This window comes from Rhizobium zaerense (assembly GCF_051810725.1).
GTDB classification, from domain to species: Bacteria; Pseudomonadota; Alphaproteobacteria; order Rhizobiales; family Rhizobiaceae; genus Rhizobium; species Rhizobium leguminosarum_I.
Map to the genome: position 1 here is coordinate 202,169 of NZ_JBPWQY020000005.1, position 13,819 is coordinate 215,987.

Genomic DNA, 13,819 nt, shown 5'->3' on the forward strand with positions numbered 1-13,819 from the left:
GCATTTTCGATCAACGGGACGAGTGCGCCTGCCGATGCACGCCAGAAAAGACAGCCTTCCCGCCAGCATTCTCGCCTCGATCAGGAGCAGGAAAAAGCGGCTCGACCCAGCCTATACCGAGGCAAGGCCGCGCAGTTCGGGAACGCTGATCGCCTCCTACAACGTACACAAGTGCATCGGCACCGACCGCCGCTTCGATCCGGAGCGCACCAGCCGGGTGATCCATGAAATCGGCGCCGACGTGATCGCGCTGCAGGAGGCCGATACGCGCTTTGGCGAACGCACGGGCATTCTCGATCTCGGCCGGCTGGAACGGGAGACGGGACTGATCCCGGTGCCGATTGCCGGCATGGCGAAGGCGCATGGCTGGCACGGTAATGTCGTGCTCTTCAAGAAGGGGCTGGTGCATGACGTGCATCAGGTCAAGCTGCCGGGGCTGGAGCCGCGCGGGGCGCTGGTTGCCGAAATCGAACTCGAGCAGGGCGGGGTGCTGCGCATCATCGCCGCGCATTTCGGATTGCTGCGCCATAGCAGAGCCCAGCAGGCCCGCACGTTGGTCGAACTGATCAACGACAGGCACGAGATGCCGACCATCCTGCTCGGCGACCTCAACGAATGGCGGCTCGGCGACCGGTCTTCGCTCAACACCTTCCAATCCGCCTTCGGCGAGCTGCCGGCCGCCGTACCGAGTTTCCCTGCCGGCCTGCCGCTTCTGGCCCTCGACCGGATCATCGCCAACCGCAAGGGGATTATTTCGGAGGTGGAAGCGCATGATACGCCACTGGCGCGCATCGCCTCCGACCACCTGCCGATCAAGGCACTTGTCGATCTGGAGCCGGTGCCGGTCTGATGTCATGGCGACAGTGGGTGCTGTCGCCATTCTCACTTCGCCCGGCGCTTTCACTCAGGCATGGCTGAAACGTCACCAGTCGGATGACGTTCAATATGATCTCGAATATCCGCCTGCGCATTGAAATCTCTCCTTCGCGATCATATGCCGCCTCTTGCCTGGCGCCTTCAAACGAGCTTATCGTCGCCCTCGAATGACTTGAGGTTATGGATGAAGCGTGGACGCCTGCCATTGACGGCTTTGCGGAGTTTCGAGGTCGCCGGCCGCCTCGAAAGCTTCACGCTGGCGGCGCAGGAGCTGTTCATCTCGCAGGCAGCGGTCAGCCGGCAGATCCGCGAGCTTGAGACGTCGCTGGGCGAAGCGCTCTTCGAGCGCCGCCATCGCAGGGTCCATCTCACCGCTTCCGGGGCCAGGCTGCTGGCGATCCTGACGTTATCCTTCGACCGGATCGATGAATGCTTGGAGGAGATCCGTGGCCGGTCGACGGCTGCCGCGATCACGATCAGCGCGGAACCTTCCTTCGCGGCATGCTGGCTCGTTCCCCGCCTGCCGGAGTTTCGCGAGCGGCATCCCGAGATCGAGGTGACGATCGACTCCGACCCTCACCTCGTCGAATTCCGCAGTGGCCAGGCCGACATCGCCATCCGCCATAGCGCGGTCGCCACCGCCTGGCCGAGAACCGAGAGCAGGCATCTCGCCGATGTCAGAATGACAGCGGTCGCAGCGCCTGCCTTTCTCAAGATGGGGCCGGCGATCAAACGGCCGGAGGACATTCTGCGCCACACGCTGCTGCATGAGGAAAACCGGGACGTGTGGTCGCGCTGGTTCGAAGCTGCTGGCATCGCCATGCCGGAGACGGCGCGGGGGCCGATCTATGCCGATGGTGGCCTGGTGATGCAGGCTGTCCTGCGCGGGCAGGGCGTAGCGCTGATGGACGAGATCTTCGCCGAGGAGGAGATCAAAGCAGGCCGGCTGCTTCGCCTCTTCGATCTTGCCATTCCTCACGGCGGCTACTGGCTCGTTGCGCGCAGTTTCGAACGGCTCAGCCCATTTGCCTCGCTCTTCGTGCGCTGGATCGGGTCCCGGATTGGGGGAGTCTGAACTGGGTGGGCGAGGGCGATCTATTGTCTGTGCCGCACGACCTCGGTCGGCACCGTGATGAAGGCCCCCAAACCCTGCGGCACGTGACTGTGACCGGGACACTCGAGACACAGGCCCGGAATGGCGGAACACCAGTCCAGCCGGGTGACGAGCCCGCCACTTTCGAGAAAGGGCCGGACCGTGCGATCCGAGGCATAGGCGATGCCGAGCCCTTTGCCACTCCGCGTGCTTCAAAACGAACACGATCTACGCTTCCAAAACCTCGGGGCTTCATGGAGTGGAAAATTCCAGTTCAAAATGGCCTAAGGTAAGGTGGGCACGTCACCTTCTTTTCGAAAAGGCCTCTGGCCTTCTTGAACGCTTCTCTCGCACCATCCTTGATCGCGTCCGCGTCGTCCTCGTTGGCGTTGTCGTTATACGCGTCATGGACGCAGGCGAGCATACGCGACAGAAGATCAAAGGTCGGCATGCCGTGCCATCCCGATCTCCGCACCGAGCCCGATGATCCGAAGTTTGTTGGCCCTTTGGGAAAGCCTGAGTGCTTTGTCCTTGAAGGTTTCGGGTGCCACCGCCAGTAGCCCAGAGGCGATGATGGCCATGTTCCGGTGACTGGCTCGAGGAATACTCAACTCGGGTCAATCGGCTGCGCATAATCGGTCCAGCTTTGCTGGCCGAATGGCCTTCGGCAGATTGCTAGACACGCGCATTAATACCGCCTTTTGGCGAGTGCCAAAGTCAAGCACACTAACTGCGGGTTTGACGTTTAATTAAACAGAAATCCCTAAAATTCATACAATACTTACCAAGAGCCAAGTTTGTGACCTGGCCTGACATCGTTCCAAGGAGTGAATACATGCGCAGGCCTACCGTCCGAACCTCCCTGATCGTCATCAATCTGACGTTTGCGTCCATTTTTCTCGGCTTCGCAATGTTCTCGCTGAGTAGCGTGCGAGCGGTAAATGAGGACACTACTGCCATTGCCAGGAATTGGCTGCCAAGCGTTTCCGTCGTCAGGAACATTCAACTCCAACTTCAGAAGATGAAGTTCGCATATGCCAATCACATCATGTCCCTCAGTGACGAAGCGATCGCGGCGGCTGAAAAGCAGGTTACCGCACAGAGGGAAGAACTGGCAAAAGCGATCGAAGCCTATAACGCGTTGATATCATCGCCTCACGAGAAAGAATTACTGGGACAGATCGCAAAAGGCGCAACCGACTACGCGAATGCAGCCGAGCCGATGCTCGAGAAATCTCGTAAGAACGACAACGATGCGGCGAAGGTCATTTTCTACAATGATATGGAGCCCATTATCCAAGAAGCCGACAAGGACGCTGGCGAGCTGCTTTACATCAACGTGAAGGGTTCGGATGCCTCATACGAGAGCAGCGAGCTAACCTATAGTGCGATCCTCTGGAGCACCTGGGGCCTTATTGCCTTAGTCTTGGCGATTGTCGCTGGCGCGATTGTCTACGTTGCCGCGCAGATCGCCCGTCCAATCAATGCGATTACGGGTTCGATGACCGGGCTTGCTGCAGGCAACACGGCGGCAATCATTCCTTATGCCAGCCGAACCGACGAAATCGGCTCGATGGCTGGGGCGGTCGAAGTTTTCAGGCAGACGGCATTGGCCAAGATCAAAGCCGATCAGGAAATTGAGGTAAGTCGCGCCCTTTCAGAAGGTGAACGCCAGAGACGTGAGGAGATTGACCGTGCGCGAGCGGCGGCGATGGCTCAGGCGACGAACGGATTGGCCGGAAACTTGAAGAAGCTGGCTGACGGCGATCTCACAATCCAGATCAGCGAGCCATTCGATGCTGATTTTGAGGCGCTAAGGAGCGACTTCAACAGTGCAGTGGCCCAGCTCTGTCGCACGCTGACCAAAGTGGCCGGCTCGACAGTGGGTATCGACAGCGGATCGAACGAGATCGCCAACAGTGCGAACGACCTCGCAAGACGCACCGAGCAGCAGGCGGCGGCTTTGGAACAAACGGCGGCCGCGCTGGACGAAATCACAGCAAACGTCGCCTCATCTTCCAAACGCGCCGAGGAAGCCCGGAAGGTTGCCGCTGAGGCCAACGCCAGCGCAATGACGTCCGGCCAGATTGTCACACAAGCAGTCGAAGCAATGAGCCGCATCGAGCAATCTTCCAACGAGATATCGACCATTATCGGTGTCATTGACGAAATCGCCTTTCAGACGAATCTCCTCGCGTTGAACGCAGGTGTTGAAGCTGCACGCGCGGGCGAAGCTGGCAAGGGCTTCGCGGTCGTTGCCCAGGAGGTACGCGAGCTGGCGCAGCGCTCGGCAAAGGCGGCAAAGGAAATCAAATCGCTCATTCAAACATCGAGTGGGGAGGTGGCAACAGGTGTCGAGCTGGTCTCGAAAACCGGCAGTGCCTTGAAGCAGATCGGTGAGCTCGTGGTAGCAATGAATCAACACGTCGAAGCGATCGCAGTATCGTCGCGCGAGCAGTCGACAGGTCTCGCTGAGATAAACACGGCAGTTAACAGCCTCGATCAGACGACCCAACAGAATGCTGCGATGGTCGAGGAGGCGAGTGCCGCCTCCACGTCGCTGGCGAACGAGACCGTTACGCTACGCGAGCTGATTGGACAATTCAAAGTGGGTGACGGAACGGGACACCAAGCCTATGCTTTCCGCAAGACTGCATAATTCACCTGTTATCGATCGGACTAAAAGTTCACGCGATGATTACGTCGCCGTGAACGCACCGTTGCGTCCGCCAAATCTCGGGATCGGACGCCGATTCTCGGTCAGCGGGCGTACAAATTGGCAATTGACAGGATGGTAGCGCTCTCCGCGTGATGTCCAGCTAAGCCGCTTTTTGGCCCGGCGCCCAACCCGCACATTGGCACGAATGCACTATGACACCCGCAACCTCCCAATAAGAACGGAGAACGGGCTTGCCACCATGCATGTTGGCTGAACCAACGCGAGTTCGTTCCCAACAAACACCCTTGACGCCTTCCCCTCTTTGAGAAATGCTAAGATGTCAGACCAATTTCAAGGCCTGACTGCCTGATAAGAAAATGGGGAACCATGAAGGCAAATCGTAGCGACAGGCCGGTCATCCGGCCGCTTCCGGTCATGGACCGCGCGCGTCAGGTGACCGATGCGCTGGCGGATTATGTCGAGGAAGCCAGGTTGAAGGCGGGCGATCGGCTGCCGGCCGAGCGCGAGTTGATGGCAGCCCTTGCCGTCGGCCGCTCGACCATTCGCGAAGCGATCCGCCACTTCCAGGCGCTCGGCGTCATCGAGACGCGCAAGGGCAGCGGCACTTATCTGCTGAAGCCGGTTTCCAGGGCGACGATCCACATGCCGCTGTCGTTTGATGCGGTGCATCTGCGCGACGCGCTGCTGCAGACGCTGGAGGTTCGCCGCGGCATCGAATGCGAGGCAGGCATGGTCGCGGCGCGGCGGCGCACGAACACGGATCTCGGCGTCATCGAGGAAAAGCTCAATGCGATGGAGCGGGTGCACTTGGAGAAAGGCACTTCCGGACCGGAGGACCTCGCCTTCCATCTCGCCGTCTACGACGCCACCCACAATCCGCTGTTTCGCCAGCTTCTCGAGCAGATGCGCGAGACCTTCGAGCGCTTCTGGGAACATCCGTTCGACCGGCAGGATTTCGCCCGCCGATCCTTTCCCTTTCACCGCACCCTTTTCAACGCGATCGCTGCCGGGGATCCCGAGGCGGCGCGCGCCGAAACACTGAAAATTCTCGATATCGTCGAGGAAGACATCAAGGAAATGTCCAAATGAGCAACGGCGCAGAACCGTTCGATCTTGCTTCCCTCATCACCGCGCACGACGAGAGCAACGTCGCTGACGCCGTCGTGCCGCCGATTTTCCAGACCTCGCTTTTCACCTTTTCCGATTACGAGGACATGATCGCCTCCTATCGCGGCGAGAAGGTGCGGCCGATCTATACGCGCGGCCTGAACCCGACGGTACGCGCCTTCGAGGAAATGCTCGCCAAGCTCGAAGGTGCCGAGGATGCGCTGGGTTTTGCCAGCGGCATGGCGGCAATCTCGTCCTCGGTGCTGAGCTTTGTCGAGCCGGGCGATCGCATCGTCGCCGTCAATCATGTCTATCCCGACGCCTTCCGCCTGTTCGGCACCATCCTGAAACGGATGAAGATCGAGGTGACCTATGTCGACGGGCGCGACGAGGAAGCGGTCGCCAGGGCGCTGCCCGGCGCCAAGCTTCTGTACCTGGAAAGCCCGACGAGCTGGGTGATGGAGGCCCATGACGTCGGTGCGCTCGCAGCCCTCGCCAAGCGGCACGGTGTTGTCTCGATGATCGACAACAGCTGGGCAAGCCCGTTCTTCCAGCGGCCGCTGACGCTCGGCGTCGATCTCGTCATCCATTCGGCCTCGAAATATCTCGGCGGCCACAGCGATGTGGTGGCGGGCGTCATCGCCGGCTCGAAGGCGATGATCGCACGCATCAAGGCGGAGGCCTATCCCTATCTCGGCGGCAAGCTTTCGCCGTTCGACGCCTGGCTGCTGATCCGCGGCCTGCGCACGCTGCCGCTGCGCATGAAAGCCCACGAGACATCGGCGCTTGAAATCGCCAGGCGCCTGCAGAAGCTCGACGTGGTGGAGACGGTCTGCCATCCGGGGCTCGCCAACCGCCTGCCCGCCGGCCTCATCGGCACCTCGGGCCTGTTTTCCTTCATCTTCCGCGAAGACGTCGATATCCGCACCTTCGCCGATCACCTCAAGCTCTTCAAACTGGGCGTAAGCTGGGGTGGACATGAAAGCCTGATCGTACCGGGCGAGGTGGTGCTTCAGCAGAAGGCACAGCCGAATTCCGCACATGCCTTCGGCATCCATGCGCGATCCGTACGTCTCCATGTCGGCCTCGAAGGAACCGAGGCTCTGTGGAGAGACATCGAGGAGGCGCTCGCCGCCGCCTCACAATCCTGAAACCCGAGAGAAACCTAATAAGGGGGAACTGAGCCATGAAAAAACTAATAGTCTCGACGCTCTTTGCTTCGATGATGGCGGGTACGGCCTTTGCCGATACGACGCTCAAGCTTGTCGAAGTCATCACCAGCCCGGAGCGCACCGAAACGCTGAAATCGATCGTCGGCAAATTCGAAGCCGCCAATCCCGGCACCAAGGTCGACATCATCTCGCTGCCCTGGAACGAAGCCTTCCAGAAGTTCGCGACCATGGTGTCGGCCGGCGACGTGCCCGATGTGATGGAAATGCCCGATACCTGGCTGTCGCTCTATGCCAATAACGGTATGCTCGAGAGCCTGGAGCCCTACCTCGAAAAGTGGGAACATACCAAGGAGCTGACGCCGCGCGCGCTCGAACTCGGCCGCGACATCAAGAACACAGCCTATATGCTGCCCTACGGCTTCTATCTGAGGGCGATGTTCTACAACAAGAAACTGCTTGCCGAAGCCGGCGTCGCCGCGCCGCCGAAGACGATGGAGGAATTCACCGCCGCTTCGGAGAAAGTTTCCAAACTGTCCGGCAAATACGGCTACTGCATGCGCGGCGGACCAGGCGGCCTCAACGGCTGGATGATCTTTGCCGCCTCGATGGCCGGCTCGAACAAGTACTTCAACGACGACGGCACCTCGACGATGAACAGCCCCGGCTGGGCCAAGGGCATCGAATGGATGGTCGATCTCTACAAGAAGGGCTATGCGCCGAAGGATAGCGTCAACTGGGGCTTCAACGAAGTCGTCGCCGGCTTCTACTCCGGCACCTGCGCTTTCCTCGACCAGGATCCGGATGCGCTGATCGCCATCGCCGAACGCATGAATAAGGATGATTTCGGCGTGATGCCGTTGCCGAAGGGTCCTGACGGAAAGTCCTTCCCGACGATCGGCTATGGCGGTTGGTCGATGTTCACGACCAGCGGCAACAAGGATCTCTCCTGGAAGCTGATCGCCACCCTCGAAGGGCCGGAAGGCAATATCGAGTGGAACAAGCGCATCGGCGCCCTCCCGGCCTATACGGCGGCCGAGAAGGATCCCTTCTATGCCGGTGACCAGTTCAAGGGCTGGTTCGAGGAACTGGCGGACCCGAACACGGTACCAACCGTGATGCCGACGTACCTCGAGGAATTCGCCTTCTTCAAGGATTCGCTGGCGATCAAGACCTCGCAGCAGGCATTGCTCGGCGATATCTCGGCAAAGGATCTGGCCGACCAGTGGGCTGACTACCTCACCAAGGCGCAGCAGAAGTTCCTTGCCAAGAAATAGCGGATAGCGGGCTTTGAGCCAAAAGCCCCCTCATCCGACCCTACGGGCCACCTTCTCCCCGAGGGGAGGAGGGAACGGAAACGTTGCGGCATATTCCCTTCTCCCCAGCGGGGAGAAGGTGCCGGCAGGCGGATGAGGGGGCTCCGGTCTCTCCATTCAAAAGCACCACAAATTCCCAACCGGGTAAGACAATGGAAATTGCAGACCGATGACCATTTCCGCCGATACGCTCGACATGCGTCGCGACCGCAGGCCATGGCTGCGTCGGGTTGCCGATGCTTCGGAGCCCTATCTCTACAGCGCGCCGTCGCTGATCCTGATCATTGCGGTGATGCTGGTGCCGCTGACGGTCGGCATTTCCTATGCGTTCCGCGATATCCAGCTGCTCAATCCGTTTTCCGGCGGCTTCATCGGGCTCGATCATTTCCGCGAGCTTGCCGGCGATGCCGCCTTCTATGGCGCGCTGCGGAATACGCTCTGGTGGACCGGCGCTTCCGTCGTCCTGCAGTTCGTCTTCGGGCTGATCCTGGCGCTGCTGCTCGACAAGCCCTTTAAGGGCAGGGCGATCGCCCAGGCGCTGGTGTTCCTGCCCTGGGCCGTGCCGTCCTTTCTCGCCGGCCTCAACTGGGCCTGGCTGTTCAATCCCGTCATCGGGCCGATCCCGCACTGGCTCTTCGCCCTCGGGCTGATGCATGAGCCGGGCAACATCCTCTCCGATCCCAATTATGCGATGTGGGGGCCGATCGTCGCCAATGTCTGGTGGGGCATTCCGTTCTTCGCCATCACCCTGCTTGCGGCGCTGCAGGCGATCCCGCGCGATCTCTATGAGGCGGCATCGATCGACGGCGCCGGCTGGTTCCAGCGCTTCCGCTCGATCACCCTGCCGTTTCTGGCGCCGACGATCGCCATCACGGTGCTGCTGCGCACCGTATGGATTTCCAATTTCGCCGATCTCATCGTCGTCATGACCAGTGGCGGGCCGGCCGACCGGACGCAGATCGTCGCCAGCTACATCTTCACGACGGCCTTCAGGCGGCTCGATTTCGGCTATGCCTCGGCGATCGCGCTGGTGCTGCTCGTGCTGCTGCTTGCCTATTCGATGCTGATCATCCTGCTCCGGCAGACGCTGCTGAACAAGGATTGAGATCATGAGACGATCCGTCATTCCCACCATCGCACACCGTCTGGCGATCCTCTGCTACATCGCCTTCGCACTTTTTCCGCTGTTCTGGCTGCTCAAGGTCTCGGTGACGCCGAATGACCTGCTCTATAGCGAGGGCGTGCGCATGTGGCCATCGCGCATGACATGGGATCACTATGCCTTCGTGCTGCGCCACAGCGCCTTTCCGACCTTCTTCAAGAACAGCCTGATCGTCTCGGCCTCGACGGCGGTCACCGTGACCATCTGCGCCTCGCTCTCGGGATATGCGCTGTCGCGCTTCAATTTCCGGGCAAAATACTGGATCGTCGCCCTGATGCTGCTGACCCAGATGTTCCCGCTGGTCATGCTGGTGGCGCCGATCTTCAAGATCCTGTCGCCGCTGCACCTGACCAACAGCCTGACCGGGCTCGTCGTCGTCTACACCGCCTTCAACGTGCCTTTCGCCACCTTCCTGATGCAGTCCTTCTTCGACGGCATCCCGAGGGATCTCGAAGAGGCGGCGAAGATCGACGGGGCGACGCAGTTCACGGCGTTTCGCCAGATCATCCTGCCGCTGACGCTGCCGGGGATCGCCGCCACCCTCGGTTTCGTCTTCACCGCCGCCTGGAGCGAACTGCTCTTCGCGCTGATGCTGATCAACGGCAATGATGCGGCGACCTTCCCGGTCGGCCTTCTCACCTTCGTTTCGAAATTCTCGGTGGATTTCGGGCAGATGATGGCGGCGGGCGTCATGGCGCTCATTCCGGCCGGCCTCTTCTTCCTGCTTATCCAGCGCTATCTCGTCCAGGGGCTGACGGCCGGCGCGGTCAAGGGTTAAACAAATGGCATCGATCGATATCCGGAATATTCACAAAGCCTATGGCCATGTGCGGGTGCTGCACGGCGTCGACCTCGAAATCCGGGACGGCGAGTTCGTCGTGCTCGTCGGCCCGTCCGGCTGTGGCAAGTCCACGCTGCTGCGGATGATCGCCGGGCTGGAGGAGGTCACATCAGGCGAGATCAGCATCGCCGGCAATAGGGTCAACGAGCTGCATCCCAAGGATCGCGACATCGCCATGGTGTTCCAGTCCTACGCGCTTTACCCGCATATGAACGTCGCCGGCAATATGAGCTACAGCCTCAGGCTCCGGAAGGTGGCGAAGGAGAAGATTGCAGGCGCGGTGGCCGCAGCCGCTGCCAAGCTCGGCCTCGACCCTTTGCTCGAACGAAGGCCGAAGGCGCTTTCCGGCGGCCAGCGCCAGCGCGTCGCCATGGGCCGCGCCATCGTGCGCCAGCCGAAGGCCTTTCTGTTCGACGAACCGCTGTCGAACCTCGATGCGCGCCTGCGCGAACAGATGCGCGCCGAAATCAAGAAACTGCATGGCGACCTGAAGGCGACCTCAATCTACGTGACCCACGACCAGATCGAGGCAATGACGCTGGCGGACCGGATCGTCGCCATGCATGGCGGGGTGGTCCAGCAGGTCGGCAGTCCCCTGGAACTCTACGACCGCCCCGCCAATCTCTTTGTCGCCGGCTTCATCGGCTCGCCGGGGATGAATTTCCTCGAGGCCACCTATGATGCCGGCGGCGTGAAGTTGAAGGACGGCACGATCGTGCCGCTTGCAAAGCCGCTGCCGCTTGTCGACGGCGCAAAGGTGACGCTCGGCATCCGGCCGGAGCATGTGCTGGTGAGCGACGGCGGGGCAGGGCTCGCCACCGATGTGGAACTCGTCGAGCCCACAGGCTTCGGCATCATCCTGCACCTTGCCCTGCATGGTCTGCCGTTCAAGATCTTCACGCTGAACCGCGAAGCGCTGAAGGCAGGTCCGAAAATCAATGTGGCCTTCCCGGCCCAGTATCTGCATGTGTTCGACGCCGAGGGAAAACGCGTCGACTGAGGGGTTGAGGTGGGTTGCTTGCTGCCGCGGTGGTGGCTGAGAGACGTATTGGATGGTGGAACCCTCACGCGCTGCGAGCGGAAAAATCTTTTGCCGCATCGCCCATGAGGGCTATATCGTCCGTGTGATCTTGCTGGACTGGATGCTATGACCGACACTGTTCTCGACCGCTTTCTCCGTTATGTCGTTATCGACACGCAATCCGATCCTGCCTCGTCGATGCAGCCGACCACGGGAAAGCAGAAGGATCTCGGACGGGTTCTGGTCGATGAACTGCTGAAGATCGGTCTCGCCGACGCGCATCTCGATGAACACGGCTATGTCTACGCGACCATTCCGGCCAACAGCGACAAGACGGTGCCGGTCATCTGTTTCTGCTCGCATATGGATACCGCACCCGATTTCAGCGGCACCGATGTCAAGCCGCAGATCGTCAGGAACTATGCCGGCGGTGATATCAAGCTTGCCAATGATACGAGCCGGGTGATCCGCGCCAGCGATCATCCCGAACTGAAGAACCAGATCGGCAACGATATCGTCACGACCGACGGCACGACATTGCTCGGTGCCGACGACAAGGCCGGACTGGCCGAAATCACGACCGCGGCTGAGATGCTCGTCGGCAGTCCCGATATCAGGCACGGGACGATCAAGATCCTATTCACGCCCGACGAGGAAGTCGGGCGCGGCGTCAACAAAGTCGACCTGAAGAAACTCGGTGCCGACTTCGCCTATACGATGGACGGCGAGACGGCCGGCCATATCGAGGATGAGACCTTCTCGGCCGATGGCGTCGAGATTAGTATATCAGGTGTTGCAATCCATCCCGGCTTTGCCAAGGACCGCATGGAAAACGCCATCAAGATCGCAGGCGCCATCATCGACCGGCTGCCGAGGCATCTTGCCCCCGAGACCACCGAAGGAAAGCAGGGCTTCATCCATCCGACAGGCGTGACCGGCTCGATGGAGAAGGCGTCGCTGAGCCTCATCATCCGTGACTTCACCGACAAGGGGCTGACGGAAAAGGAAACGATGCTCGAAGCCATCGTTGAGGAGGTGTTGGCTGGCTATCCCGGCTCGACCTATCGTTTTGAGGTGAAGGAGCAATATCGCAACATGAAGGTGGTGCTCGATCGTCACCCGGAGATCGTCGAGAACGCCATCGAGGCGGTGCGCCGGGCCGGCATGACGCCGGTGCGCGGCAGCATCCGCGGCGGCACGGATGGCTCTCGCCTTTCCTTCATGGGACTGCCGTGCCCGAACATCTTCGCCGGCGGCCATGCTTTCCACTCGCCGCTAGAATGGGTGAGCCGTCAGGACATGGAAAAGGCCGTCAAAACGATCGTGGAATTGGCGAGGGTCTGGGAAGAGCGCGCCTAAAGCATGTCGCGCAAAAGTGTGCAGCGGTTTTGAGATCGCGACATGCGGAAATCAAAGACCTGAAGTGCGGTCAGCGGATCTGAAAGATTGCGACGCGCTTTAGGCGCGCTTCCATCTAACTCATACCGGAAGGACGGTTTAACCACCGTTCGTCGGAAGGCTTTCACGCAGCATCACGCTGTCATAGGCGGGCCGGGGAATAGGGATCGCGATGGGCATTCCCGGCTCCGGCTCGACCGATGTTACCGGTGATGTTTCCGGCGAAGTCACCGGCGCCGTTATCCGCATCTGCCCCGTGCTCGCCGTCGCCATGGGGTCCGGAGCCGGCAGAGGAACGGGAACTGCCGAGGGTATCAATGCCTCGAATTGCGGCGGCAGCATGCTTTCGCCGGGCACATAGTTCATCGCCACCTCGTAGGAGGGCAGCGGCGGCGGCGTTTCAAGCATGCCGTTGGAATCGCGCTTCTCGTAGAAGGCGTTACCGCCGGCAACCGTCACATAGTGCATGTTGTCGTAAGGGAATTTCAGGCCATCGGTGTGGAAGAACATCGCATCCTTCACCGCAGGATGGCGTGCGCCCTTGATAAGAATCGCATCGGCCGCGCTCGCAAGCTCAGTTTCCGCCTGCGGTTTGACTTCGCGCGTCATCACGCCGGGCGCGAACTGCCTTTTCTGGGCCACGACGCCGCAGATCGATGTGGAATAGGCGCCAGAGGTGAGCCTGTTCATGACGACGGTCCCGACAGCCATGTAGCCGTCCTCGTCCGAATGCTGCGATCTGAAATACATCGCGCGTTGCAGGCACTCGCGGTCTTTGGCCGTATAATTGAACGTGACTTTCGCCGCTTGGCCCTGCTTCGTCTTGGTGTTCGCCGCCGTTGCCGCCGGTTTCGATGTCGTCGTGCAGCTTGCCGCTGCCAGTCCTACAAACAAAATCCCGATCAGGGATTTTCCAAAGGAAATCTCCGCCCTCAACGCCAGGTGCCTCCTACGGAATTAGTTCAGCCCTTCATGATTAAGCGAAAACGTTTTACTCGTCATATGACTGAAATACAAACAACCTTAGATAACAAAAACCTTAAGGGCCTCTCGCCAAATACGATTCCGGCGATGAGCCATTCCATGATTCCCGAGATCGGAATCGATCCAAGGATAAAATTATGCAGCAATTCAAAGTGTTACAGCGTCTTTTGCA

The 13,819-nt window shown here is 60.1% G+C and carries 12 protein-coding genes; 10 read left to right on the plus strand and 2 right to left on the minus strand.

What is annotated here, in order from left to right; genetic code table 11:
• Window positions 1-34: 34 nt before the first annotated feature.
• Together ACS4RR_RS31830 and ACS4RR_RS31835 are read left to right on the plus strand one after the other, a co-directional pair.
• On the plus strand, window positions 35-850 hold the full coding sequence (locus tag ACS4RR_RS31830) for an endonuclease/exonuclease/phosphatase family protein (RefSeq protein WP_260111994.1): 816 nt from the start codon (window positions 35-37) through the stop codon (window positions 848-850).
• Between the two features lie 210 nt (window positions 851-1,060).
• Window positions 1,061-1,951 carry a LysR substrate-binding domain-containing protein gene (locus ACS4RR_RS31835; protein ID WP_260111995.1) on the plus strand — a complete coding sequence of 297 codons (891 nt, stop codon included), beginning with the start codon at window positions 1,061-1,063 and terminating at the stop codon, window positions 1,949-1,951.
• 455 nt (window positions 1,952-2,406) lie between these two features.
• On the opposite strand, the gene ACS4RR_RS31840 is transcribed toward ACS4RR_RS31835, so the two are convergent.
• A complete protein-coding gene (locus ACS4RR_RS31840; RefSeq protein ID WP_222314014.1) occupies window positions 2,407-2,550 on the minus strand; it encodes a hypothetical protein in 144 nt (47 codons plus the stop codon).
• Between the two features lie 254 nt (window positions 2,551-2,804).
• On the opposite strand from ACS4RR_RS31840, the gene ACS4RR_RS31845 reads away from it, so the two are divergent.
• From ACS4RR_RS31845 to pepT, 8 genes are all read left to right on the plus strand, one after another.
• Window positions 2,805-4,628 carry a HAMP domain-containing methyl-accepting chemotaxis protein gene (locus ACS4RR_RS31845; RefSeq protein WP_260111996.1) on the plus strand — a complete coding sequence of 608 codons (1,824 nt, stop codon included), beginning with the start codon at window positions 2,805-2,807 and terminating at the stop codon, window positions 4,626-4,628.
• A 387-nt stretch (window positions 4,629-5,015) separates the two neighbouring features.
• Window positions 5,016-5,738 (plus strand): FadR/GntR family transcriptional regulator, encoded by a 723-nt coding sequence (locus ACS4RR_RS31850; RefSeq protein ID WP_456190704.1) that lies wholly within the window; start codon window positions 5,016-5,018, stop codon window positions 5,736-5,738.
• Window positions 5,735-6,907 (plus strand): PLP-dependent transferase, encoded by a 1,173-nt coding sequence (locus ACS4RR_RS31855; RefSeq protein WP_260111998.1) that lies wholly within the window; start codon window positions 5,735-5,737, stop codon window positions 6,905-6,907. The genes ACS4RR_RS31850 and ACS4RR_RS31855 overlap by 4 nt, the downstream gene beginning before the upstream one ends.
• Before the next feature lie 35 nt (window positions 6,908-6,942).
• Window positions 6,943-8,202: an ABC transporter substrate-binding protein gene (locus ACS4RR_RS31860; protein ID WP_222295270.1), complete on the plus strand. Its 1,260-nt coding sequence runs from the start codon at window positions 6,943-6,945 to the stop codon at window positions 8,200-8,202.
• Window positions 8,203-8,410: 208 nt separating this feature from the next.
• Window positions 8,411-9,346 (plus strand): carbohydrate ABC transporter permease, encoded by a 936-nt coding sequence (locus ACS4RR_RS31865; RefSeq protein WP_024319982.1) that lies wholly within the window; start codon window positions 8,411-8,413, stop codon window positions 9,344-9,346.
• Window positions 9,347-9,350: 4 nt separating this feature from the next.
• The gene (locus ACS4RR_RS31870; RefSeq protein WP_162115282.1) at window positions 9,351-10,181 is read left to right on the plus strand and encodes a carbohydrate ABC transporter permease; all 831 of its coding nucleotides are present in this window, start codon (window positions 9,351-9,353) and stop codon (window positions 10,179-10,181) included.
• A 4-nt stretch (window positions 10,182-10,185) separates the two neighbouring features.
• Complete coding sequence (locus ACS4RR_RS31875) at window positions 10,186-11,244, plus strand: ABC transporter ATP-binding protein (RefSeq protein ID WP_260111826.1); 1,059 nt, start codon at window positions 10,186-10,188, stop codon at window positions 11,242-11,244.
• Window positions 11,245-11,391: 147 nt separating this feature from the next.
• Window positions 11,392-12,624 carry a peptidase T gene (gene pepT, locus ACS4RR_RS31880; RefSeq protein ID WP_260111827.1) on the plus strand — a complete coding sequence of 411 codons (1,233 nt, stop codon included), beginning with the start codon at window positions 11,392-11,394 and terminating at the stop codon, window positions 12,622-12,624.
• Window positions 12,625-12,762: 138 nt separating this feature from the next.
• On the opposite strand, the gene ACS4RR_RS31885 is transcribed toward pepT, so the two are convergent.
• Entirely contained in the window at window positions 12,763-13,599 is an 837-nt protein-coding gene (locus ACS4RR_RS31885) for a cell wall hydrolase (protein ID WP_456190597.1), read from the minus strand.
• Window positions 13,600-13,819: the final 220 nt, after the last annotated feature.